Annotated in this window: 16 protein-coding genes, 1 tRNA gene, 2 rRNA genes and 2 pseudogenes (1 of these 21 only partly in view); 8 read left to right on the forward strand and 13 right to left on the reverse strand. The window is 64.3% G+C overall.

The genetic code is table 11. The annotated features are described in order from the left end of the window. Positions 1 to 81 precede the first annotated feature (81 nt). The 6 genes from R2601_RS24715 to bhcA form a co-directional block, all read right to left on the reverse strand. On the reverse strand, positions 82 to 1077 hold the full coding sequence (locus R2601_RS24715) for a type I glyceraldehyde-3-phosphate dehydrogenase (RefSeq protein WP_007803850.1): 996 nt from the start codon (positions 1075 to 1077) through the stop codon (positions 82 to 84). Between the two features lie 345 nt (positions 1078 to 1422). Next, the gene (gene bhcD, locus R2601_RS24720) at positions 1423 to 2388 is read right to left on the reverse strand and encodes an iminosuccinate reductase BhcD (protein ID WP_007803852.1); all 966 of its coding nucleotides are present in this window, start codon (positions 2386 to 2388) and stop codon (positions 1423 to 1425) included. A 57-nt stretch (positions 2389 to 2445) separates the two neighbouring features. Then, entirely contained in the window at positions 2446 to 3885 is a 1440-nt protein-coding gene (locus tag R2601_RS24725) for an NCS1 family nucleobase:cation symporter-1 (RefSeq protein ID WP_007803855.1), read from the reverse strand. Between the two features lie 144 nt (positions 3886 to 4029). Next, positions 4030 to 5193 carry a 3-hydroxy-D-aspartate aldolase BhcC gene (bhcC, locus tag R2601_RS24730; protein ID WP_007803856.1) on the reverse strand — a complete coding sequence of 388 codons (1164 nt, stop codon included), beginning with the start codon at positions 5191 to 5193 and terminating at the stop codon, positions 4030 to 4032. A 59-nt stretch (positions 5194 to 5252) separates the two neighbouring features. Next, positions 5253 to 6218 carry a beta-hydroxyaspartate dehydratase BhcB gene (gene bhcB / locus R2601_RS24735; RefSeq protein ID WP_007803858.1) on the reverse strand — a complete coding sequence of 322 codons (966 nt, stop codon included), beginning with the start codon at positions 6216 to 6218 and terminating at the stop codon, positions 5253 to 5255. Next, entirely contained in the window at positions 6215 to 7402 is a 1188-nt protein-coding gene (gene bhcA / locus R2601_RS24740; protein ID WP_007803860.1) for an L-aspartate--glyoxylate aminotransferase BhcA, read from the reverse strand. The genes bhcB and bhcA overlap by 4 nt, the downstream gene beginning before the upstream one ends. Positions 7403 to 7571: 169 nt before the next feature. On the opposite strand from bhcA, the gene bhcR reads away from it, so the two are divergent. Continuing rightward, on the forward strand, positions 7572 to 8414 hold the full coding sequence (bhcR, locus tag R2601_RS24745) for an HTH-type transcriptional regulator BhcR (RefSeq protein WP_007803861.1): 843 nt from the start codon (positions 7572 to 7574) through the stop codon (positions 8412 to 8414). Here bhcR and R2601_RS24750 read toward each other — a convergent pair. After that, entirely contained in the window at positions 8398 to 9264 is an 867-nt protein-coding gene (locus R2601_RS24750) for a bifunctional allantoicase/(S)-ureidoglycine aminohydrolase (RefSeq protein WP_007803863.1), read from the reverse strand. The two genes, bhcR and R2601_RS24750, sit on opposite strands and share 17 nt — an antisense overlap. Before the next feature lie 374 nt (positions 9265 to 9638). Here R2601_RS24750 and R2601_RS26335 point away from each other — a divergent pair. After that, positions 9639 to 9852 (forward strand): annotated as a pseudogene (locus R2601_RS26335) (integrase core domain-containing protein); the annotation flags it as partial. On the opposite strand, the gene R2601_RS24760 reads toward R2601_RS26335, so the two are convergent. Together R2601_RS24760 and R2601_RS27520 are read right to left on the reverse strand one after the other, a co-directional pair. Continuing rightward, entirely contained in the window at positions 9822 to 11300 is a 1479-nt protein-coding gene (locus R2601_RS24760; RefSeq protein ID WP_007803865.1) for a recombinase family protein, read from the reverse strand. The pseudogene R2601_RS26335 and the gene R2601_RS24760 sit on opposite strands and share 31 nt — an antisense overlap. Next, complete coding sequence (locus R2601_RS27520; protein WP_007803867.1) at positions 11297 to 11890, reverse strand: recombinase family protein; 594 nt, start codon at positions 11888 to 11890, stop codon at positions 11297 to 11299. Before R2601_RS27520 ends, R2601_RS24760 begins: the two co-directional genes overlap by 4 nt. A gap of 422 nt (positions 11891 to 12312) precedes the next feature. Between R2601_RS27520 and R2601_RS27765 the strand changes: the two are divergent. Beyond that, positions 12313 to 12606 (forward strand): annotated as a pseudogene (locus R2601_RS27765) (transposase); the annotation flags it as partial. Positions 12607 to 12664: 58 nt separating this feature from the next. Here the strand turns inward: R2601_RS27765 and R2601_RS24770 are convergent. Then, complete coding sequence (locus R2601_RS24770; RefSeq protein WP_007803870.1) at positions 12665 to 13867, reverse strand: IS256-like element ISPebe1 family transposase; 1203 nt, start codon at positions 13865 to 13867, stop codon at positions 12665 to 12667. Between the two features lie 789 nt (positions 13868 to 14656). Between R2601_RS24770 and R2601_RS24775 the strand changes: the two genes are divergently transcribed. The 5 genes from R2601_RS24775 (at position 14657) to R2601_RS26340 (ending at position 20456) form a co-directional block, all read left to right on the forward strand. Next, entirely contained in the window at positions 14657 to 15502 is an 846-nt protein-coding gene (locus tag R2601_RS24775; protein ID WP_007803872.1) for a hypothetical protein, read from the forward strand. Positions 15503 to 15728: 226 nt separating this feature from the next. Further along, on the forward strand, positions 15729 to 15935 hold the full coding sequence (locus tag R2601_RS24780; protein ID WP_007803874.1) for a helix-turn-helix domain-containing protein: 207 nt from the start codon (positions 15729 to 15731) through the stop codon (positions 15933 to 15935). A 156-nt stretch (positions 15936 to 16091) separates the two neighbouring features. Further along, positions 16092 to 17768, forward strand: a complete 1677-nt coding sequence (locus tag R2601_RS24785) for a site-specific integrase (RefSeq protein WP_007803876.1) — start codon at positions 16092 to 16094, stop codon at positions 17766 to 17768. Then, on the forward strand, positions 17765 to 18811 hold the full coding sequence (locus R2601_RS24790) for a tyrosine-type recombinase/integrase (RefSeq protein ID WP_110740145.1): 1047 nt from the start codon (positions 17765 to 17767) through the stop codon (positions 18809 to 18811). Before R2601_RS24785 ends, R2601_RS24790 begins: the two co-directional genes overlap by 4 nt. 1 nt (position 18812) lies before the next feature. Next, positions 18813 to 20456, forward strand: coding sequence for a recombinase family protein (locus tag R2601_RS26340; protein ID WP_007803880.1), 1644 nt, complete (start codon positions 18813 to 18815; stop codon positions 20454 to 20456). Here R2601_RS26340 and R2601_RS24800 read toward each other — a convergent pair. The 3 genes from R2601_RS24800 to R2601_RS24810 form a co-directional block, all read right to left on the reverse strand. Continuing rightward, positions 20413 to 20489 (reverse strand) — tRNA-Met (locus R2601_RS24800). The two genes, R2601_RS26340 and R2601_RS24800, sit on opposite strands and share 44 nt — an antisense overlap. Before the next feature lie 72 nt (positions 20490 to 20561). Continuing rightward, positions 20562 to 20676: ribosomal RNA gene (gene rrf / locus R2601_RS24805) — 5S ribosomal RNA — on the reverse strand. Positions 20677 to 20869: 193 nt separating this feature from the next. Continuing rightward, positions 20870 to 22525 (reverse strand): 23S ribosomal RNA (locus tag R2601_RS24810) (it continues 1246 nt past the right edge of the window).

A 22525-nucleotide genomic window follows, 5' to 3' on the forward strand; every position in this document is an offset into this window, starting at 1 on the left:
CGCGTGATCGTCGACCGCCGCTCGATGCTTGCCCTCGTTGCGTCGAGGGCCATGGTGTCGTCTTCCTCTTGTCTTTGGTCGTCAGGCCATAAGATCGGGGCGCGCCGCCATGCGACGTGCCCACGCGATCATGCGGGCCGAGAAGCCCCATTCGTTGTCGTACCAGCCCAACAGACGCAGCTGCCGCGTGCCGGTTGTCATGGTATGCGGCAGCGACAGCACCAGAGACTCGGGCCGGGCCCGGAAATCGCTGGAGACGCAGGGATCCTCGGTCAGACCGATCAGCGGCGACCCGGCGAGCGCCTCGCGCAGGAATTCCGTGACCGGCTGCTCGATATCCTCGTTGGTCTGGATCACCGCATCCACCGCCGAGACCGACAGACAGGGAACACGCACGGCAGCGATGCTGATGCGGCCCTGAAGCTCGGGCAGCACGCCGATCACCTGGCCCGCGGCACTCGTGGTGGTGGGGATCATCGACACCGCCGCGGCGCGCGAGCGTTCCGGCGAGGGGCCGGGTGCGTCCGTCGTGGGCTGGCTGCCGGTGTAGCAGTGGATCGTCGTCACATGCGCCTTGTCGAGTCCCAGCCCGAGATCCAGCAGTCTCAGCAGGGGCGCGATGGCATTGGTGGTGCACGATGCGTTCGAGACGATGCGTGCCTGCCCCAGCTCCTGCTCGTTGGCACCCAGCACGACGGTCTTGTCCGCCGCCTCCGACGGGCCGGATATCAGAACGGCGCGCGCGCCCGCCTCCAGCCCGGCCTCCGCGATGGTGCGGGTCTGTGCCCTCCCGGTGCATTCGAGGACGACATCGACGCCGCTCAGATCGAGGGTCCGGAGGTCGGGCGCGTGGGTAAAGGCGATCCGGTGCGCACCGATGCCGATACAGTTCACGCCGGTTGTCACCGGCTCGGCAAGAGGGCCGTAGACGCTGTCATAGCGCAATAGATAGGCGCAGATCTCGAGCGGAGCGATGTCGTTGATGCCGACGATCTCGAGGCCGCTGTCGCCTCGCAGGATCTGACGCAACAGCGTCCGACCGATGCGTCCGAAGCCGTTGATGAAGACGCGGGTCATGCGAAGGCTCCGTCATGCAGAGGCGTGTGGCCAACCACGCGGCCAGACTGCCGCTGAAGCGGACACCAAGTGCCGTCTGCCAGCGGCGCGGGCGATCGCTGCGACATTGCCGGGGGGCGCGGGAACCGCAGGATCGATCCGGCCCGCCGAACGGGGCGCAATCCGGTGACAGGCACGGGAACGGCTGGCGCTGTCCCGCGCGCGGCTTCGGGCAGGCCCGAGAGCGCGACAGACAGCAGAGAGAGGGACAAAAGCATCGAGAGATCCGTTGACGCAGGACACAGGAAGACACCCGGATGCCCTCGGGGCACCCGGAATGTCGTTTTTCAACGCAGGTCTGGAACGTCAGAAATCGACTTCGGTGGCCACGCCCTTCTCGACGGCCAGATCCACGACCGCCGCAGCGACCGCCAGATCCTGAAGCCCGACCCCGGTGCCGTCGAAGAGCGTGATCTCTTCCGCCGATTGCCGGCCCGGATGGCTGCCGTTGATCACCGCGCCGAGCTGGGCGATGTCTTCGGCCTTCAGAGCGCCCTCGGCGACGGCGTGTTGCGCCTCGCCGATGCTGACCGACTGCGCGACCTCGTCGGTGAAGACGGTGGCGCGGGACAGAAGCGCGGCTTCCACCTCTTGCTTGCCCTTGGTGTCGGTGCCCATGCAGGCGATGTGGGTGCCGGGGCTGACATGCTCGGCCATCAGGGACGGCGAAAAGGCCGAGGTGATGGTAATGATGACATCCGCCTCCGTCATGCCGGGCAGCTCGACCGCCTCGAACGGCACGCCGGCCTCCTGCGCGACTTTCTCGAGGTTGGGCAACATCTCGGGGTGCAGGTTCCAGCCGATGACCTTCTCGAAGGCGCGCTGCTCCAGCGCGGCGCGCAGCTGGAACGTCGCCTGATGGCCTGCGCCGATCATGCCGAGAACCTTGGCATCGTCGCGCGCCAGATGCCGGATCGAGACCGACGAGGCCGCAGCGGTGCGCAGCGCGGTCAACAGGTTGCCGCCGACCATGGCCTTGGCCTTGCCGGTGTCGGGGTCGAAGAGGAAGACCGTCGATTGGTGATTGATCTCGCCGCGCTTTTCGAGGTTGTGCGGCCAGTAGCCGCCGGCTTTCAGGCCCAGCGTCAGGCCGGCGCGATCAAACCCGCCCTTGAAGCCGTAGAGCGCGTCCTCATGGCCGATCGCCTCGCGCACCACCGGAAAGTTGTAGGCCTTTGCGTCGGCCATGGCGGCGAACACCTTCTCGACGGCGGAAAAGGCTGCGTCGCGGGTCATCAGGGCGGCGATCTCGCGTTCGTGCACGATCAGCATGTGGGGTATCCTTTGCGTTGAGGCCGGGGCCGCCATCCGGGGCGGCCCCGGTGTCGGTCAGTTCGACGGCACGCGGCCGCCGGTGAAGATGTTGTAGAGCAGGCCCCCCAGCACCGCGCCGATCACCCAGGCGTAGCCGTTCAGGAAGCCAAGAGCGGGCACCCACACGGTGGCGATGGAGAACACGGCGGCGATGGCAAAGGCCTTGACCGCCGGGGCGTTCCAGCCGTTGCCATAGTGGTACGGCCCGCTGTTGAGCGTGTAGAGCGCGGCGCGATCCAGGGTCTGTTTGCGGTGCCAGTAGTAATCCACGATCATGATCCCGAAGATCGGGGCAAGCGTGGCGCCAAGGGTGTTGACGAAGCCACCGATCCCGAAGGCGCTGATGAAGCTCGTCCACAGCCCGCCGATCACCAGCGCAAAGATCGAGGTGATCAGACCACCCATGCGGAAGCTGATCCGCTGCGGGGCGAGGTTGGCAATGCCGTTCACCGCGGGGATGAAGTTGGCCACCAGATTGATGCCCACGGTCGCCGCAAAGAAGGTGACGGCGGCGATGATGCTGAGCAGCACGCTGTCGGTGCGCTCGACGATTTCCGTCGGGTTGATGATCGCCTCGCCATAGACGACCGCCGCGCCGCCGGTGGTGAGCAGGGCGAGCGCCGAGAACAGGATCATGTTGAAGGGCAGTCCGGCAAGGTTGCCGGTCTTCATGGCGCTCTTGTCCTTGGCGTAGCGCGAGAAGTCCGAGAAGTTGATCATCACGGCGGCGAAATAGGCGACCATGGTGCCGACGATGGCGATGAAGCCGTTGAATTCCGTGAGGAAGGTGGCGTCAGGGTTGGCAAAGATCGTGGCCGTGGCGTTGAGCAGCTCGCCGTCCGATTTCTGCCACAGGACGACAACGAGGCCGATCATCACGAGATAGACGAAGGGACCGGCGATGTTCAGGAAGGTCTCGACCCAGTTCATGCCACGCCAGAAGATGACGATGTGGAAGGCCCAGACCAGCACGAAGGACAGCCAGTCGATGCCGGTGAGGCCCAGAAACTCGGTGCCGCCGGATGCGCCGGTGAGCGAACGGATCAGCAGCGCCAGCGCGGTCGAGGCGAAGTAGACCTGCACCCCGTACCAGAAGACGGCGACCGTGGCGCGCAGGATGGCGGGTAGCTTGGCGCCTTGGGTGCCAAGACTGGCGCGCGCGAGCACGGGGTAGGGGATGCCGTATTTCTCGCCCGGTGCGCCGGACAGGTTGACCATCCACATGGTGAAAAGGCCCGCCGCGATCAGCCCGGCGAAGGCGGTCCAGCCGCTGACACCGTAGGAAATGAACAGCGAGGCCACCAGCGAGTAGCCGAACAGCGACTGCACGTCATTGGCCCAGATGTTGAAGATGGCGAACCAGCCCCAGGTCTTTTCGTGCGGCGTCACGGGATCCAGTGCCGTGTGGGCCCCCGGATCGGCGCCCCCGGCGGCGTCCTGCGTGATATCGGTCATTGTCTTCTCCCTTTCAGACAGTGGTACGTTGTTGCTCTTCCATCTGCCTTTTCGTGCGCCTGTCCGCCACCGCCCGGAGGAAGGGGCTTACGGAACAGTCGACTTCCCGGCCCCTCCCGGGCCGGGTCCTCCAATCACGAAAAGTCAGTAAGCCTTGCCGCGGGCCGAGACCGGCCAGACGGTTTCGACCTTTCCGTTCCGGACGCCGACATACCAGTCGTGCACGTTGGCGGTCGGGTCACAGTGGCCCGGGACGAGGCGAAGCTTGTCGCCGACCTTCAGCGCGCCGTCGGGGTCGCTGATCACGCCGTGCTCGTCCGAGCACTTGATGTATTCCACGTCGTCGCGCCCGAAGATGAACGGCAGCCCGCTGTCCACCGACTGGGCCTTGAGCCCGGCATCGCAGATCGCCTTGTCCGCCTTGGCGTGGGACATGACCGAGGTGAGGAGGAAGAAGGCGTTTTCCCACTCGCCCGCGTCGATGCGCTCGCCGTTCTCGTCGAGGATGCGGCCGTAATCGGCGTCCATGAAGGCGTAGCTGCCGCACTGCAGCTCGTTGTAGAGGCCCGAGTTCGCTTCGAAGTAGTAAGAGCCGGTGCCGCCGCCGGAGACGAGGCCGGTCGCGATGCCCTCGGCCTTCAGCGCCGTGACCGCGTCCCCGACCTGCGCCACGGCGGCGTCGATCTTGGCCTTGCGGTCGGCGTAGCTGTCCATGTGCTGCATCGCGCCCTGATAGGCCTGAATGCCCTTGTAGCTCAGCGCGGTCGCGGCCTCGACGGCCCTGACGATCTCGACGACCGCCTCGGTCGTGGTGACGCCGCAGCGGCCCGCGCCGCAGTCGATCTCGACAAAGATGCCCAGCTCGGTGCCGTGCTTCTGCGCCGCTTCGGACAGCTCGGCGACGTTCGCCACGTCGTCGACGCAGACGGTGATCTCGGACCCGTGCTTGGGCAGCTGCGCCAGCCGGTCAATCTTGGCCGGGTCGCGCACCTGGTTCGAGACCAGCACATCCTTGATGCCGGCGCGCACGAAGACCTCGGCCTCGGACACCTTCTGGCAGCAGACGCCTGCCGCGCCGCCGAGCTCCATCTGCAGCTTCAGCACGTCGACGGATTTGTGCATCTTGCCGTGGGCGCGGTGGCGCATCCCGTGCGCCTTCGCGTAGTCGCCCATCTTCTTCACGTTGCGCTCCAGCGCGTCGAGGTCGAGCACCAGCGCGGGGGTCTGGATGTCTGCGGCATCCATGCCGGGCTTGGCGGGAATGTCGAAACCGACTTCATAAGCGTCGAGGTTGGTCATGTCTTTCATCTCAGTTCCTTTTCGGGGTGCGCCGGGCAGGAGCCCGGCCTGCGGCAGTGCGGTGCGGCTCAGACCATCCAGGGCAGGCGGTCGAGGTCGACATTGCCGCCGGTGAGAACGATGCCCACGCGCTTGCCGCGGAAGGCGTCGGGATTTTTCAGCACGCAGGCCATGGGCACCGCCGAGGACGGCTCCATCACCACGCGGAGGTGCTTCCAGACCAGCTTCATCGCGTCGATGATCTCGGTTTCCGAGGCGGTGTAGATCTCGGTCACGTGGTTCGACACGAAGTGCCAGGTCAGGTCCTTGAGCGGCACCAGCAGCCCGTCCGCGATGGTCTTGGGCGCGTCGTCGGCGATGATGTGGCCGGCCTTGAAGCTGCGATAGGCGTCATCCGCCTGCTCGGGCTCTGCCGCGATCACCTGGCATTCGGGGGCCAGCGTCGCCAGCGTCAGGCAAGTGCCGGAGATCATGCCGCCGCCTCCGATCGGGGCAACGACCATGTCGAGCCCGTCGGTCTGCTCGATGAACTCCTTCGAGCAGGTCCCCTGACCGGCGATCACGCGCGGGTCGTTGTAGGGGTGAACGAAATCGCCACCGGTGGCCGCCTGCACCTCGGCAAAGGCGGCCTCGCGCGAGCTGGTCGAGGGCTCGCATTCGGTGATCCGCCCGCCGTAGCGGCGCACGGTGTCCTTCTTGGCCTGCGGCGCGGTGCGCGGCATGACGACGTTGCAGGGAATGCCCCGGCGCATCGCCGCGTAGCTGAGGCAAGAGGCATGGTTGCCGCTTGAGTGCGTCGCCACCCCCTTGGCCGACTGCGCCTCATCGAGGCCGAACACCGCGTTGCAGGCACCACGGACCTTGAAGGCCCCCGGCTCCTGAAAGTTCTCGCATTTGAAGAACAGGTCCGCGCCGGTGAGCTCGTTGAGATAGGCCGACCGGCGCACCTCGGTTCGCCGGACATGCGGCTTGATGCGCTCATGCGCGGTCAGCATGTCCTCGTAGCTGGGAATGATCATGGCGCTGTCCTTCATGCTGCGGCCCTCAGCGGCGCGCGGTTGGCGCGGTAGTAGTCCTGCGCCGCGGCGACCCCCGAGCCAAGCCGGATGTCCAGACCCAGATCGGCCATGACCATCTCTGCCGTGGCGATGCCGGAGAGCGCCATCACGTCGGTCAGCGAGCCAAGGTGCCCGATTCGGAAGACCTTGCCCGCGACCTCGCCGAGCCCCGTGCCGAAGGCCACGCCATAGGCGCTTGCCGCGTGCTCGACGATCCGGGTCGCGTTGAAGCCCTCGGGCGTGCGGATCGCGCTGACGGTGTCGGAGTAGACGTCCGGCGAGACGGCACAAAGCTCCAGCCCCCAGGCGCCCACGGCGGCGCGGACGCCCTCGGCGATGCGGTGGTGGCGGGCAAAGACGCTCTCCAGCCCCTCGGCCAGAAGCATCCCGCAGGCCTCGTTTAGCCCGTTCAGCAGGCCCACGGCGGGGGTGTAGGGATAGGCGTTGTTGGCATAGCCCTTGGCCATGTCCGCCACGTCGAAGAACGTTCGCGGCAGGGTCGCCGTCTTCGTGGCCTCCATCGCCTTGGCGCTGAAGCCGGTGATGGCAAGGCCCGGCGGCAGCATGAACCCCTTCTGCGAGCCGGCGACGGCAACGTCGACGCCCCATTCATCGAAGCGGAAATCCATCGAGGCAATGGAGCTGACGCCGTCCACGAAGAGCAGCGCCGGGTGACCGGCGGCGTCCAGCGCGCGGCGCACCGCGGCGATATCGGATTTCACGCCGGTTGCCGTCTCGTTATGGGTGGCCAGAACCGCCTTGATCCGGTGGCCGGTGTCGGCGGTCAGGATCTCTTCGTAGCGGTCGGCGGGCAGACCGTGGCCCCACGGCGTTTCCACGATCTCGACGTTCAGGCCGTGGCGCTGGCACATGTCGATCCAGCGGTGGCTGAACATGCCGTTGCGCGCCGCCAGAACGGTGTCGCCCGCCGAAAGGCAGTTTGACAGCGCGGTTTCCCAGCCGCCGGTGCCGGTCGAAGGGAAGATGAAGACCTCGGCGCTGTCGCTCTTCAGGACCTTGCGCACGCCCTCGCGCGCCGGGTGCAGGATCTGCCCGAACAGTGGCGAGCGGTGGTCGATGGTCGGCATGTCGCAGGCCTTGCGCAGCCGCTCGGGGATATTGGTCGGGCCGGGAATGAAAACCGGATTCTGAAAGCTCATGGCGTATCTCCCTTGGTCATGCCGGGCAGCTTAGGCGCGGTGGTTCTGCAGGGGTATTTTTTTGAATGCGTTTTTCATTTTCAGTACGAACCTGAAGAATCAAATGTTTACAGATATTTGTATTTTTCATATTGTGAATTCGGATTTCACGAAAAACGAAAGGCATTTCATGGATTCCCAAGACAATGGCTCGCGCAGCCCTCGCAAGGCACGCGGCCGACCGCGTGACTGGGAGGACAAGACCGCCCAGAACACCATCAAGTCGCTGGACCGCGCCATGGAGGTCTTCGAATTCCTCAGCGAGCGGCAGGGCATGGCGCTCAGCACGATCTCGGACGAGATGGGGCAGTCGCCCTCGACGGTCTATCGTGTGCTGGTCACGCTCGAGGGCCGTGGGCTGGTGGAATTTGATGCCGAGGAACAGCTTTGGCACATCGGCGCGCGGGCCTTCACCATCGGCGCGCGCTTCCTGCGACGCACGAGCCTTGTCGACCGCGCGCGCCCGGTGATGCGCCGGCTGATGGAGGCGACCGGAGAGACCGCCAACCTTGGTGTCGAAAAGGAGGGGCAGGTGCTGTTTCTCAGCCAGGTCGAGACCCATGCCAACATCCGCGCCTTCTTTCCGCCCGGCACGCTGTCGGCGATGCACGCCTCCGGGATCGGCAAGGCGCTTCTGGCGCAGATGGACGAGGACAGGCTGTCGCGGCGGCTGGAAGGCGGATTGCAGTCCTTCACGCCACGCACGATCACCGACCGGATCGCGCTGCAGGAGGATCTCGCCCGCATCCGGGCGCGTGGGTACTCGGTCGACGACGAGGAGCGCAATCTCGGGATGCGCTGCATCGCGGCCCCGGTCTTTGACGCGGCCGGAGAGGCACTCGCGGGGATCTCGGTCTCGGGCCCGACAAGCCGGGTGACGGCGGACGCGCTCGACAGGCTGAGCCGCCCCGTGATCGAGGCGGCCCGGACCCTGACAGAGGCCATCGGAGGGCAGGTTACTCGGCAGCCTTGAGCCTATGTTTGCGAAGTTGCGACAGCGCACCGGGGCGCAGGCTCATGTGCCGGTTGACGTCTTTGTACAGCAGGTAGCGGAACGGTCCCGGCCCGCCGGCATAGCAGGCCTGCGGGCAGAAGGCGCGGAGCCACATGAAATCCCCGGCCTCGACCTCGACCCAGTCGTTGTTCAGCTTGTAGACCGCCTTGCCCTCGAGCACGTACAGCCCGTGCTCCATGACATGCGTCTCGAGGAAGGGGATCACCCCGCCGGGCTGCAGGGTGACGATGGTCACATGCATGTCGTGCCGCAGGTCGGCGGGATCGGCAAAGCGGGTGGTGGCCCATGCGCCATCGGTGTCGGGCATCGGCGTGGGCGCGATGTTGGCTTCGTTGAGGATCAGCACGTCCGGCTCGTCAAGGCCCGGGGCCGGTTCCCAGATCTTGCGCACCCAGTGAAACCGCAGCACCTCGGAGCCGCGATTGTGCAGCCGCCAGTCGGCACTGGGCGGCAGGTAGGCGTAGCCGCCGGGCGTCAGGACATGGGTTTCGCCGTTGACCTGCAGGGTCGCTTCGCCCTCGACGACGAACAACACACCCTGAGCGCCCTCTTCGGTTTCGGGCATGTCAGAGCCGCCACCGGGCTGCACTTCCATGATGTACTGGCTGAAGGTCTCGGCAAAGCCAGACATCGGGCGGGCGATCACCCAAAGCCGCGTGTCGCTCCAGCCGGGCAGAAAGCTGGTGACGATGTCGCGCATCGTGCCCTTGGGGATCACCGCATAGGCCTCAGTAAAGATCGCGCGGTCGGTCAGAAGCTGGTCCTGCCCGGGCAGGCCGCCCGTCGGGGCGTAATACTTGGGCGACATCTCGGGTCTCCGTCAAAGCCGTGTTTGCCCGAGTATGCTCGGCAGCCATTCCCCCGGAAACCCGCAAAGATCGGACAGGTCTTTTCTGGAAAACTTGAAAGTCAACGCGAGCGGTGGCCACCGGCGAGATAAGCAGCGGACCGGAATGCGTCGCCGGCCCGGGGACGACGTTTGCCGTCTCGATGGGCATTGTTGCAGAAGTCGGCTTCAGGACATGATGGCCCTTTCTCCAGCTGAGGTCAGGCCAAGCGTTCGACCCTGGCGGAGCCGAGGCCGTTGAAGCGGTTCATCAGGGCGACGCGGATGTGGATTTCGGCGGTCTGGCGGTCCGGAGGGAATGCCAATTTTCTGTCCCTGCTGAGGCAGTCTAGCTGGTGGGCGCGAAGACCGCCTACATCGAGCCGGGGTCACCTTGGGAGAACGGCTATTGCGAGAGCTTCAATGCGCTCCCGGGATGAGCTGATAAATGGCGAGCACTTCTACTCGTTGAGGGAGGCGCAAGTCCTCATCGAAAAATCGCGTAGACACTACAATCCTGCTTCATTGCGCCCATCTCTCTATGCCTCTGAAGTAAATAGGTTTTGCTGATCGGGGTGCGATCCGGTGGGGTATTTGGGGTTCTGCCGGGCGCGCTGGGTGAGTTGCTGGGCTGGCGGTTTGCCGAGTTCCGCGCGGGCGAAGATCCACGGACCGTCCGGTAACGGATGAACGCCCTCGATGCTGCCGGCTTCGGCGGCCAGTCTTAGTGTCTTGGTCGTGACGCCGAGCAGGCGCGCAGCGTTGGTCAGGTTGAGCCAGGGTTCGGTGCCGTCGGGAGCCGGGCGGAATACCGGGATCTTGTGATGCGACCTGAGTGCGGTGACGCGCTCCCGGGTCCATCGGTTGCCATGACCGGTCAGCAGACCGTTTCGATTTAGGATGCCGGCGATCAGATCGTCGGTGGCCAGGAGAACGAGCTGACGTACCGCCGCGATGATCTCTGGTGCTGTACTGTTGCGCTGGCCTCGACGCCGCTTCGGCAGGCGCAGTTCGGTATGCATGCCGCCGATCCAGTGGATCAGAAGGACGATCTCGGAGGCGTCGTCGTCGATGTCGGCGACCACCTCGAGGATGACGGTGCGCACGATGCGCTTCTTGAGCCGGGCATCGGTCGTTGGCGCCTCCCAGACAGTGCGAAGGTCCGTGCCGAGCGCGGCGGCATCCAGCGCCGCCAAGGAGGAAGGCCTGGAGGTTGCAGAATCATGCGCGGCGATCTTGGCCTCAATCTCGGCGGCGCGTGCGAGGGCGCGGTTCCACCGCGCTTCGAGTTCTGCCGCCACAAGTCGGTTCTCGGGATCGGCTGCATCATACTGGCGGAAGGCGCGGTCGGCACCGTAGCGGGCAGCTTCGAGGTCTCGCGCCAACGCGTCGCGAACCTGATCGCGGCGACTGGCGACCTGCGCCTCGGCCTCGGCGGCCGCAGTGATGGCGCCCGGCTCGACCACCCGCAGCAGCGCATCCTTGATGGCATCGTCGACCCGCAGGCCACCGAAGGCGATGCAGCGCGGCTCGCCGTTGTCGAGCAGACCGCGCCAGCAGGAATAGCGCGGGATGTCGTGCTTGGCCCCAGTGTAGCGGACCGTCAGCTTGCGGCCACAGCGCCGACAGCGCAAGAGACCGGCGAGCAGGGCATCGCCGTGCTTGGGCGCCCCATGGTGCCGGCTCGTGGGGGTATTGTCGCTGACCATCGCGCGGATCGCCTCTGCCCGTTCCCAACTGATATAACCTTCGTGTGCGCCGGGCTTCAGCGCCAGCCATTCAGCGCGCGGTTTGCGGCGGCTGCCGGTTCGCGGAACGGCCGCGCCGTGTCTCGGCACAACTCGGGTCTTACCATAGGCGTAGGCGCCGCCGTAGACCGGGTTCTCGATCATGCGGTGGATGGTGGCATAGGTTGGCCTGCGCCAGATCACGTCGCCATTGGCGTGTCTTGCGGGCAGGTCCAGCCCGTGCTCCAGGAACCAGAGCAGGGCCTGCCGGGCGCTGCCGAGCTCGGTCACCTGTCGAAGACAAGGGTGATGCCTCCTGGACGCGGCGGTCGGGTCCTTCTCGAGCCTGTCGCCGCCTTCACGAAGCCGACGGGAGCCGCGACGATCAACTCGCCGCGCCGGGCCTTCTCGTAACGGGCGGACAGCGACCGTTGCCGCAGCAGATCGAGCTCGTACTCGTTGAGACTTCCTTTCAAACCGAGAAGTAGACGGTCGTTGCCTTGGCGTGGCGCATATACCGCCTCTTGGTCGACCAGGACGGTGTCGACGACCCGGCACATCTCGATCAGCTGCTGCCAGTCGCGGCTGTTGCGCGCAAAGCGCGACACTTCCCGCGCCGCGACCGCACCGACCTTGCCCAGGCAGACCTCGGCGACCATCCGGTCGAAGCCCGCCCGCGCAACGCCGCCCGCCGCGGACCGGCCAAGGTCGTCGTCGATCGTCTCGATGCAGGACCAGCCGAGCGTCGCCAGCCGGTCGCGCATCGCATATTGCAGAGCGCCGCTCTCGCGGTTGTGCAGCACCTGGTGGGCGGAGGACTGTCGCACGTAGAGGATCGCCTTGCGCTCCAGGTGGTGCGAACTGATCTTCTCATGCTTCATGTCGTGCCTCCGTCCGGCGAGGCGCCTGAGCGCCGGCGGCGTGGTCGAGGATCAGGCGGGTCATCAGTTCGGTCAGCGTTACCCGCGCCTCCTCCGGCAACGTCTGCCAGTGCGGCGCCGGGACCTGGTCGACGTCGCTGGGGTGAGTGAACAACTCGCCCCGTCCAGGGCTGCCAAGGGTAGAGCACCTCGCGCTCCTCGGTCCCGTGGGTGTTCTGTGATTGAGTTGTACAACATGGACCGGCCGCATAGTGCCCTAGCATTTAACCCGGACCACTCGATGGGGTCAGCTCATTGGCGTCAGGCGGGGCTGAATACAATGAACATAATCCCTATTCTGCGAAATCGGACTGTCGCTGAGGCACATTCTAAACTGCGTTGCGACAGATGCTCTATCTTGCTGGAAAGCAAGGAGAACGAGATTGGCCCACATCGAACTGAACCTGCGCGAAAGACGCCGAATTGAAGATATGCTGAATGCCAAGGCACCAGTACGGAAAATCGCAGAGGCCATCGGCAGGCATCCCTCGACGGTCTACCGCGAGATCAAGCGGAACGCCTTCTCTGATGAAGAATTGCCGGAACTGAACGGGTATTAGGGGATGGTCGCTCAGAAGGAGGCGTTGGCCAGGCGTGCGCCGCGGCGCAAGCTGCTGAGGTTCGAAGCTCTTCGACAGGCCATTGTTGACCGGCTCAAGGCCGGGTGGTCAGATGATGTCCCGGGAAGTGGTGTAGCTCCTCATGGGCCTCGCGCTTTCGAGCGGGCCGAGCTGGTCAGTCGCTCTGCGCTGCAGGCAGACTGACACCGAGATCATCGCAGACGGGCGCGAGCGTTTCCAGCGTCATGTATCTGGCGCGCTGGACTGTCCATTCCTCGGTCTGCTCCATGAGGATCGCGCCGACGAGGCGCCGGATCGAAGCCTCGTTCGGAAAGATGCCGACGACGTCCGTGTGTCGCTTGATCTCGCCGTTCAGCCGCTCGATCGGATTGGTGCTGTGCAGCTTGGTGCGATGCTGGGCCGGGAAGGTCATATAGGCCAGGACGTCCTCCTCGGCCGTGTCCATGAGCGTGGCCAGCTTGGGGAGCTTGCCGCGCATCTGGTCCGCCACGAGACGCCACTGGGCCTTCGCCGCCGCGTGGTCGGGCTGGGCAAAGGCCGTGGCGATGAATGCCGAGACCACCCGGCGGCTGTTCTTGCCGGCATGGGCGAGCGCATTGCGCTGGAAGTGGACGCGGCAGCGCTGCCAGGTCGTGGACAGGACCCGGGCGGTGGCGGCCTTGATGCCCTCATGCGCATCGCTGATCACAAGCTTCACGCCGCTGAGGCCACGGCGGACGAGATCACGCAGGAACTCGGTCCAAAAGGGTTCGGCCTCGGAGGCCCCGATCGCCATGCCCAGCACTTCGCGCCTGCCGTCGGTGTTGACGCCCACCGCGAGCGTGACCGCAACCGATACGATCCGGCCGCCCTGGCGCACCTTGAGATAGGTGGCATCGATCCAGAGGTAGGGCCATTCGCCCTCGATCGGCCGTGTCAGAAAGGCATCCACGCGCTCGTCGATCTCCTCGCACAGTCGGCTGACCTGGCTCTTCGACACCCCGGTGCCACCCATGGCCTGCACCAGGTCGTCCATCGATCGCGTTGAGACGCCGTGGACATAGGCCTCCTGGATCACGGCCGTCAGGGCCTTCTCAACAGAGCGCCGCGGCTCGAGGAACGAGGGGAAATAGGAGCCGGTGCGCAGGCGCGGGATGCGCAGTTCGACGCTGCCGGCCCGGGTCTGCCAGTCCCGATCGCGATACCCGTTGCGCTGCGCCAGGCGCTCGCTGGTCTTCTCACCATAGTCAGCACCGGTCTTGGCGCCGACCTCCAACTCCATCAGCCGTTCGGCAGCAAAGCCGATCATCTCGCGAAGCAGGTCGGCATCGGCGCTCTTCTCTACCAGCGCACGCAGGTCCATCATGGGTTTGGTCATCGGGGGCATCCCTCGGTTCAGGTTGGTGTCAGCAACCCGACCCTACCGAGAAACCCGATGGCCACCGAAAGCTACACCACGACCTGGGACCTCACCGCCGCTTCCCCGCAGGCCTCTCACCTGCCCTGCCTCGGCCGCCTCGCGCCTTGGCAGTCCCCGATACGTCACGCCGCCTGATTGCGGTTGCACCGTCCGGTGGGTTTCATATCCGCGTTTCTGCCCTGCACCAGAAGGAGCCGCGTCAGGGCGGGTTGGGGTGATCCCCGGACCTTCGTCCATCATTTGTAGCCGGTCGTGGACAAACCGTGGTCACCGCTCTTTGGGAGGCGTTCGCTTGGAGGAGAGGCGAGTGTAAACCAGGCGCAACGGAGCGGAACGAGTCCACTCGGCCTGGAAGCTCGGAATTTTCGCGAACGCGATCGAATGGGGGGCAATGGAAAATCGCAAGCGCATTGACCTGACACTCCGCGGAACGGAGCTGGCCCGATGCGGTGTAGCCCTCACACAGCGCAACCGGATCGGGCCAGCGGCGAACGGGGCCCGGTCTCCTTGGCAGTATGTGAATTGGCTCCGCTGCCGGCGAGCTCTGCATTCCTCTGCGGCTAAGGGCACCGATGCACGCGACGGGGCCAGTGCAATCGCACTCAAAACCGTGCAAGGCTGGTGACGATATGCTCGCTCTCCATGGTCCTCACCTTTTCTCAGCAAAAGGCGATACTCAGCCGCTCTTCCGGCGCCCGAGGGGAAGCACCGCGTCACCGACTTCACCATCCAATCTGCAGATATCTTATGACCAAACCTACGAACGCCGCCCCTCAAACCCAGCCCGACGATGACGACAGGCCGATCTGGCTTCACCAGGAAGGATTTCCTCGCGCGCACCCATGGCGCCTTGGTGACTATGGTGACGCTGGCATCCTGACGGAGGAGGAAATCGCCCTGCTCATCACAAAGCATGGGCTTTCTGAGCCCGTCGCGCGCGATCTCTCAGTTTGGCTCGGCAATTGCCTCTCGAACGATGAAGATGTCGCCATCAATCTGGCCAAGGTAACCCCCAGCATCACCATTGAACGCGGCGTGGCCGAATTTGGCAAAATCTTCGCTTCGGTACGACTACTCGGTCAGCGGCTCGCCCAGCTGGACGATCGGCTGTCGCAGCTGAGCCCCGCCCTAGGGCAAAGCCCAGAGATCAGCACCCTGCTCCCCGCTCTGCAGGCGCAGGTGGCCGCACTTAAGAAGACTTGGGAAGAACAGCAATTCGACGATGCCTTCAACGAAATCCTGAACACCCGCGGGGCCGTTGCGGAGTTATCGCCGGACAACAAAAGAAAGCTGGTCGATACGCGCCGCATGCTTGTTGTCGAATCTTGCTGTTACGCCTGGTTGGAGGCCGGAAAGAAAGTCGGCGTCACGACCATCACGGTTGGCCCCGACAGCGGCAAGCGCACAGGGCCTCTGATCGAGCTCATCCAAGACGTCGCGAGGATGACCGGCGACCCGGAAAAGCCGTTGAGTGCCGAAACGCTCAAGGAAGACATCGACTGCTTTAAAGCTCTGTACGCTAAACGTACCGAGAACGACCAAGGGCTCGGCGAGCCGACCTTCGGTACCGGCCCTGTCGAGGACGTCACCTAGTCCAAGGGGGGCAATGGGGATCTCTTTTCCCATTGCCCCCCATATGACCAACATTGCGAGGGCGGTCATGGTCATCCCATGACACGCGCTTCCTTCTCTCGACAGCACGACGCTTCCGACCTCGATCGGATCGATGATGCTCTCCTCACCCTCGCCCGCCTACTCGGCGAGGCCGCTGCGAAGGACACGCGTGTCTCCTTCAACCCCGGTGAGGAGATCGCATCCCATGCCCCCGCAAAAGAATCCGACTAAAGACGCCGCCCGTCTCAAGACCGTGAAACAGGTCGCCTTCGAGGACAACGTCTCCGAGAAGACCGTGCGCCGCGCCATCGACGCGGGGCTGCTCGAGGTGATCCGGACCGGCCCGCGTGGCCGCCTCATCCGCATCCATCCGGACGCCCACATGGCCTACCGCCGCCGCCGCGACTGGTAGGGCCTTCTGTCCACAAAAGTCTTTTACTGACAGCACCTTACCGAGACGTCGGGAAGACATCGCCTCCGTAAAGAGATGATTTTCGGTGCTACTATCTTCCCGAATGTCCACCCCTGTCTTCCCGAGACCCGCCATGTCCAGAAAGGATTTGCCCGAATGAAGCACTTCAGCGTCGACGACCTCAGCGTCGCCCTCCTCTCGCATCAGACTCCCATGTTCAGCGACGTGCTCGCCAAGATCGAGGCGGACACCGACCTGAGCGCCACGCGCAAGCGTGACATGGCGTCCGCCCTCAAGCGCGTGGCGGATGGACTGGGAAAGACCCCCAGCAATGTTCCCGCGGACCCCCGGTGGCTCCAGCCCCGGCTCGATGCGATCTCCCCGGCGATGATCGGGGTCTCGCAGAAGACCTGGGCCAACCTCGTGAGCAATGCCCGGGCTGCACTGGTGCATTCCGGGATTGCGAAACACAGAACAAACCAGCAACATGTTCTGACCGAAGGCTGGCGGGTGCTGTGGGAAACGGCCCGCGCCAGCGGCAAGATCCACGACTCGCTCAGCCGCTTTATCTACTTCCTGGATCGCCTCGGCGTCGCCCCCGAGGAGGTCGGAGACCCGCATGTGACCGCGTTCCACGACGCCCTGATGGATGACGAGATCCGCAAGAACCCGGCGGCGTCGCTGCGCAATGCGGTCAACGCCTGGAACCGGGCGGTCGAACATGTCCCGGAATGGCCAAAGACGCGCTTGAAGGGCACCGAACCGAAAGCCCAGAAGATCAAGCTTCCGCTCGCCACCTTCCCGGCGAGCTTCGCGGCCGATCTTGCGTGCTTCCAGGAGACCGCAGGCCGCGCGGACTTCCTCGCCGAGCCCGGCATCCGTCCCCTCGCCCCGGCGTCGATTGCGACCTATGCCCGCCTTTTGGAGCGCTTCGCGGGCGCCGTGGTGCGGTCCGGTATCCCCGCTGATGACATCCCCGATATCGCGACCCTCCTCTCCGACAAGATGCTCGAGGCGGGCCTTCGGTGGCTCTACGCGCGCTGCGGTGACGAGCTGACCCCGGGCCTGAAGCAGACCATCCTGGCCCTGCAGCAGGTGGGGCGCCGTCACCTCGGGCGGGCCGAGCAGCCGCTGCTCGACAAGTACGTGAAGCGCTTGCCCAAAAAGCAGCAGGGGATGACCGAGAAGAACCGCGCGCGCTTGCGCCCGATGCTGGCCCCGCAGATGAAGGCACGCATTGCCAAGCTGCCAGAGGCCCTGATGAAGCGCGCCGGTACTCAGACGTCCCAGAAGGCGTGCCTCCTGCGCGAACAGGCCATCGCCCTCGAAATCCTGCTGCATTGCCCGATCCGCCGCCGCAACCTGCTCTCCATTGATCTCGACCGCCACCTGCAGCGTCCGGGCGACGGCCGTGTCTACCTCGTCTTCGCCAAGGACGAGGTGAAGAACCGCATGATGCTGGAGTTCGAACTGCCGAAGCGGATCGTCGCGATGATCGAGCGCCACCTTGCGCTTCGCTCGCCGCAGCTTTGCCCTGCGGGAACGACCTATCTCTTCCCGAAGCGGGATGGCAGCTGTCCGATGGCAGGCGAGCATCTTTCGGACAATTTCAAGAAGTGCCTGCGCCGCGAGCTTGGGCTCGAGGTGAACCTGCATCTCTTCCGCCACTTCGCCGCGCACCTCCTCCTGGAGGCCTGCCCCGGTCACTACGAGGCCGCGCGCCGTCTGCTTGGCCATTCGCGGCTGACCAGTACGCTCAACGCCTATACCGGCGTGGAGACCACCTCTGCCGCACGCGCCTATGCGGATATTGTCGGGAAGCTGCAGCAATGACCCGGACCGTTCGCATTCTGCCTCTTGAGGAGTGGCCAGCTGCGGATCAGCACATGTGGCGCCGGGCCACCCAGACAGGCGGCCTGTTCGACGATATCGGCCCACTGGCGCATCTGGCGGGGGACACGCTCGGCATGATCCGCACCGGCTATGCAAAGTGGCTTACCTGGCTGGCGGACGTCCTGCCGGGCGCGATCTCGGAGCTACCGGACCGACGCCTCACCATTGTGCGCTACCTAGAGTTCATCGAGGCTAACGCGCATTTGTCGCCCAAGAGCCAGCACCTTTATGCGTCCAGCACCCTGCGAGTGCTGGCGGCCTGCTATCCCACCGTGGACTGGGGTTCTTTCCGAAAGATCGAATTCCATCTGAAGCAGGAGGCCGACGATTACGTCAGCCATCGCAAGGACGGGCGCATCCTCTCCGGCCAATTTGTGCTCGCCAAAAGCCTTGAACTGGAGGCCGCGGCTGAAACCATCGCCTCGCCGCTCAAGAAAGCCCTGCAGCAGCGCAACGGGACGCTCCTGGCTTTTCTGTCGCTGATCCCGCTGCGCCGGCGCACGCTGACCAGCCTCCAGCTCGGCGAGTCCATCCTCTTCGAGGACGGTGACATCCACATCGTGACCAATCCGGAGCTCACCAAGACGAAGACCTACTGGAATACGGTGGTGCCCGAGGTCCTTGTGCCGTCGCTGCAGCGCTACGTAAGCGAAACCCGCCCGTGGCTCATGGCGCGAGGCGGTGCCGAGCATGATCGCCTCTGGGTCACCAAGGATGGCATGCCCCTGACCGGGACGGCAACCGGCACGTTGATCCGCAACCTGACCCAGGACCTCTTCGGCGTGGTGATCTCGCCGCATCTCTTTCGGGACATCGCGGCCACCACGCTGGCCCACATCTCGCCCGAGGCCGTGGGGCACATCCGTCCCCTGCTCGGCCACAACGGCCATCTGACGGCCGAGAAATACTACAACCACGCCACCGCCCTGGAAGTCGGCCGCACTCATGCGAGCTTGATCGATAGCCTCAAGAAGGACACCTGACATGCGCACTGCCATCTACGCCCGCTTTTCCTCGGCGCTGCAGCGCGACGCCTCCATCGAGGACCAGGTGCGCCTCTGCGAGAGCCGCGCCCGCGCGGAAGACTGGAGCGTCGTGCAGGTGTTCAGCGACATGGCGCTCTCCGGCGCCTCGATGCAGCGCCCCGGCCTGCAGAGCCTGCTCGACCTCGCGGCGCGTGGCGGGCTCGATGTCATCCTCTGCGAGGCCCTGGACCGACTGAGCCGGGATCAGGCCGACGTCGCCACGCTGTACAAGCAGTTGGAGTTCCACAACGTGCGGATCGTCACCCTCTCGGAGGGCGAGGTCAACGAGCTGCACGTGGGCCTCAAGGGCACGATGAACCAGATGTTCCTCAAGGACCTCGCTGCCAAGACGCGGCGCGGCCTGCGCGGACGCGTCGAATCCGGCAAATCCGGCGGCGGCAACGCCTATGGCTATGCCGTCGTTCGTCGGCTGGGTGTAGACGGTCTCCCCGTCACCGGGGAGCGCGAGATCATCCCCGAGGAGGCGGCGATCATCCGCCGCGTTTTCGAGGAGTTCGCGGATGGGTACTCGCCGAAGGCCATCGCACGCCGCCTCAACGACGACGGCATCCCCGGCCCACGCGGCGGTCCCTGGCGCGACACCGCGATCCGCGGCCACCGCATCCGTGGCACGGGGCTCTTGAACAACGAGCTCTATCTCGGGCGCCTCGTGTGGAACCGGCTGCGCTACGTGAAGGACCCGGCGACGGGCAAGCGCGTCTCGCGCCTCAATCCCGAGAGCGAATGGGTCATCCAGGAGGTGCCGGAACTGCGCATCATAATCGATGAGCTCTGGACATCCGTGAAGGCCCGGCAGTCCAAGATCGACGCAACGCCCGCCGTTCAGGGTATCCGGAAGAGCAAGTTTTGGGAGAAGCGCCGAGGTCCGCACCTGCTCACCGGCAAGCTGGCTTGTGCCTGCTGCGGCGGCACCTTCGCCGCCGTGGGTCGGGACTACCTCGCCTGCTCCAACGCCCGCAAGCTCGGCACCTGCCACGCCCGCAAGTCGATCAAGCGCGCGGTCCTGGAAGAGGCGGTCCTCGACCTTCTGCGTGACCGCCTCATGCAGCCCGACGCCGTTGCCGAGTTCGTCTCCGCCTTCACCAAGACGGCCAATGCTGAGCGCGCCTCCGAGACAGCCTCCCGCCAGCAGGCAGCCAAGGCGCTGAAGGAGCTCGAGCGCAAGCTGCAAGGTCTCTACGACGCCATCGCGGATGGGTTCCGCACACCGGGCCTGCTGCAGCAACTCGAAGAGCTGGAAGCGAGGAAGGCAGCGCTGGAATCCGACTTGCAGGCGCCAGCCCCTGCCCCGCTGCGTTTTCACCCTGCTCTCGCAGAGCTCTACCGCAAGAAGGTCGCGGAGCTTTCGGACGCCTTGCGCGACGAGGCGATCCGCACGCCGGCTCTGGAGGTTCTACGCGGTCTGATCGAGCGCGTCGTCGTGCGCCACGAGGGCGCAAAGGGTGGTCTGGTTCTGGAACTGGAAGGGGCGATCACGGCGATGATCGATCAGGCGCAGCCGGGTGCGCTGCGCGGAGTCGATGCGTGTTCGGTGGAAGTGGTTGCGGGAGTAGGATTTGAACCTACGACCTTCAGGTTATGAGCCTGACGAGCTACCGGGCTGCTCCATCCCGCGGCGATTTTGCCCTGATTATGTTTTGGTCAGGGTGGATCGTTTAGAGAGATACGGTTTTGTGGTCTTTTCTAGGTTTGGCGGTGACCTACTCTCCCACGTCTTGAGACGCAGTACCATTGGCGCGACGGCACTTAACGACCGGGTTCGGAATGGAGCCGGGTGTTTTGCTCGTGCTATGACCACCAAACCAAGGAAAGACCACGCTGCAGAGACGGTGCGGCAGGGAGCGTTTCGCGACGCGAAGCGCGCTGCCAGATCCCGTCACTGCGGGTGGGTGTTCATCAACCTGCCCTGTCGGGCGGTGCTGTCAGTCGAGTACGCTGTATGTGTATGCTTTTGAGTGTTCGCAGTCAGGTTTGTGTCCCTGTCTGTTACTGGATCAAATCAAGCCTATCGGACCATTAGTACCGGTCAACTGAACATGTTACCATGCTTACATCTCCGGCCTATCGACGTGGTGGTCTTCCACGGTCCTCAGGGATACCTTGTTTTGAGGGGGGCTTCCCGCTTAGATGCCTTCAGCGGTTATCCTGTCCGATCATAGCTACCCAGCACTGCCGTTGGCACGACAACTGGTCCACCAGTGGATCGTTCACCCCGGTCCTCTCGTACTAGGGGCAACTCCTCTCAAGTATCCTACACCCACGGCAGATAGGGACCGAACTGTCTCACGACGTTCTAAACCCAGCTCACGTACCTCTTTAAACGGCGAACAGCCGTACCCTTGGGACCTGCTCCAGCCCCAGGATGAGATGAGCCGACATCGAGGTGCCAAACACTGCCGTCGATATGGACTCTTGGGCAGTATCAGCCTGTTATCCCCGGCGTACCTTTTATCCGTTGAGCGATGGCCCTCCCACTTGGGACCACCGGATCACTATGGCCGTCTTTCGACTCTGCTCGACTTGTCAGTCTTGCAGTCAGGCTGGCTTCTGCCATTGCACTCAACGAGCGATTTCCGACCGCTCTGAGCCAACCTTCGCGCGCCTCCGTTACGCTTTAGGAGGCGACCGCCCCAGTCAAACTACCCGCCACGCAGGGTCCCGGATCCGGATAACGGACCGCGGTTAGACATCAAGAGTGCGAAGGGTGGTATCTCATCTGTTGGCTCCACAGAGACTGGCGTCCCTGCTTCGAAGCCTACCACCTATCCTGCACATCACAATCCTGATGCCAGTGCGAAGCTGTAGTAAAGGTGCACGGGGTCTTTCCGTCTAACCGCGGGAAGCCTGCATCTTGACAGGCAATTCAATTTCGCTGAGTCGATGTTGGAGACAGCGGGGAAGTCGTTACGCCATTCGTGCAGGTCGGAACTTACCCGACAAGGAATTTCGCTACCTTAGGACCGTTATAGTTACGGCCGCCGTTTACCTGGGCTTCAATTCGGAGCTCTCACCCCTCCTTTTAACCTTCAGGCACCGGGCAGGCGTCAGACCCTATACGTCGTCTTGCGACTTCGCAGAGCCCTGTGTTTTTAGTAAACAGTCGCCACCCCCTGGTTTGTGCCCCCAGCCCCTAGTTGCCTAGGAACCGGGCCTCCTTCTCGCGAACTTACGGAGGTATTTTGCCGAGTTCCTTCAACATCGTTCTCTCAAGCGCCTTGGTATTCTCTACCAGTCCACCTGTGTCGGTTTAGGGTACGGTCCTAAAGTGGGGCTATTTCCAGGGACCGCTCAGCTGCCAGTTCAATCCGATAAGGACTGACAACCTCTGCGATCCGTCACCACCACATGGCCCAGGAATATTAACCTGGTTCCCATCGACTACGCCTTTCGGCCTCGCCTTAGGGGCCGGCTTACCCTGCTCAGATTAGCTTTAAGCAGGAACCCTTGGACTTTCGGCGAGAGTGTCTCTCACACTCTTTGTCGCTACTCATGTCATCATTCTCGCTAGTGATCTCTCCACCCGATGGCTCACGCCCGGGCTTCACTGAAAGGATCCTGTCCTCCATTGCATCCCGAAGGATGCAGAAGAGGATAGATCCTATATCACACTACGCTCCGCTACCATGCCTTACGGCATCCTAAGCTTCGGCT

The organism is Salipiger bermudensis HTCC2601 (assembly GCF_000153725.1).
Taxonomy (GTDB): domain Bacteria; phylum Pseudomonadota; class Alphaproteobacteria; order Rhodobacterales; family Rhodobacteraceae; genus Salipiger; species Salipiger bermudensis.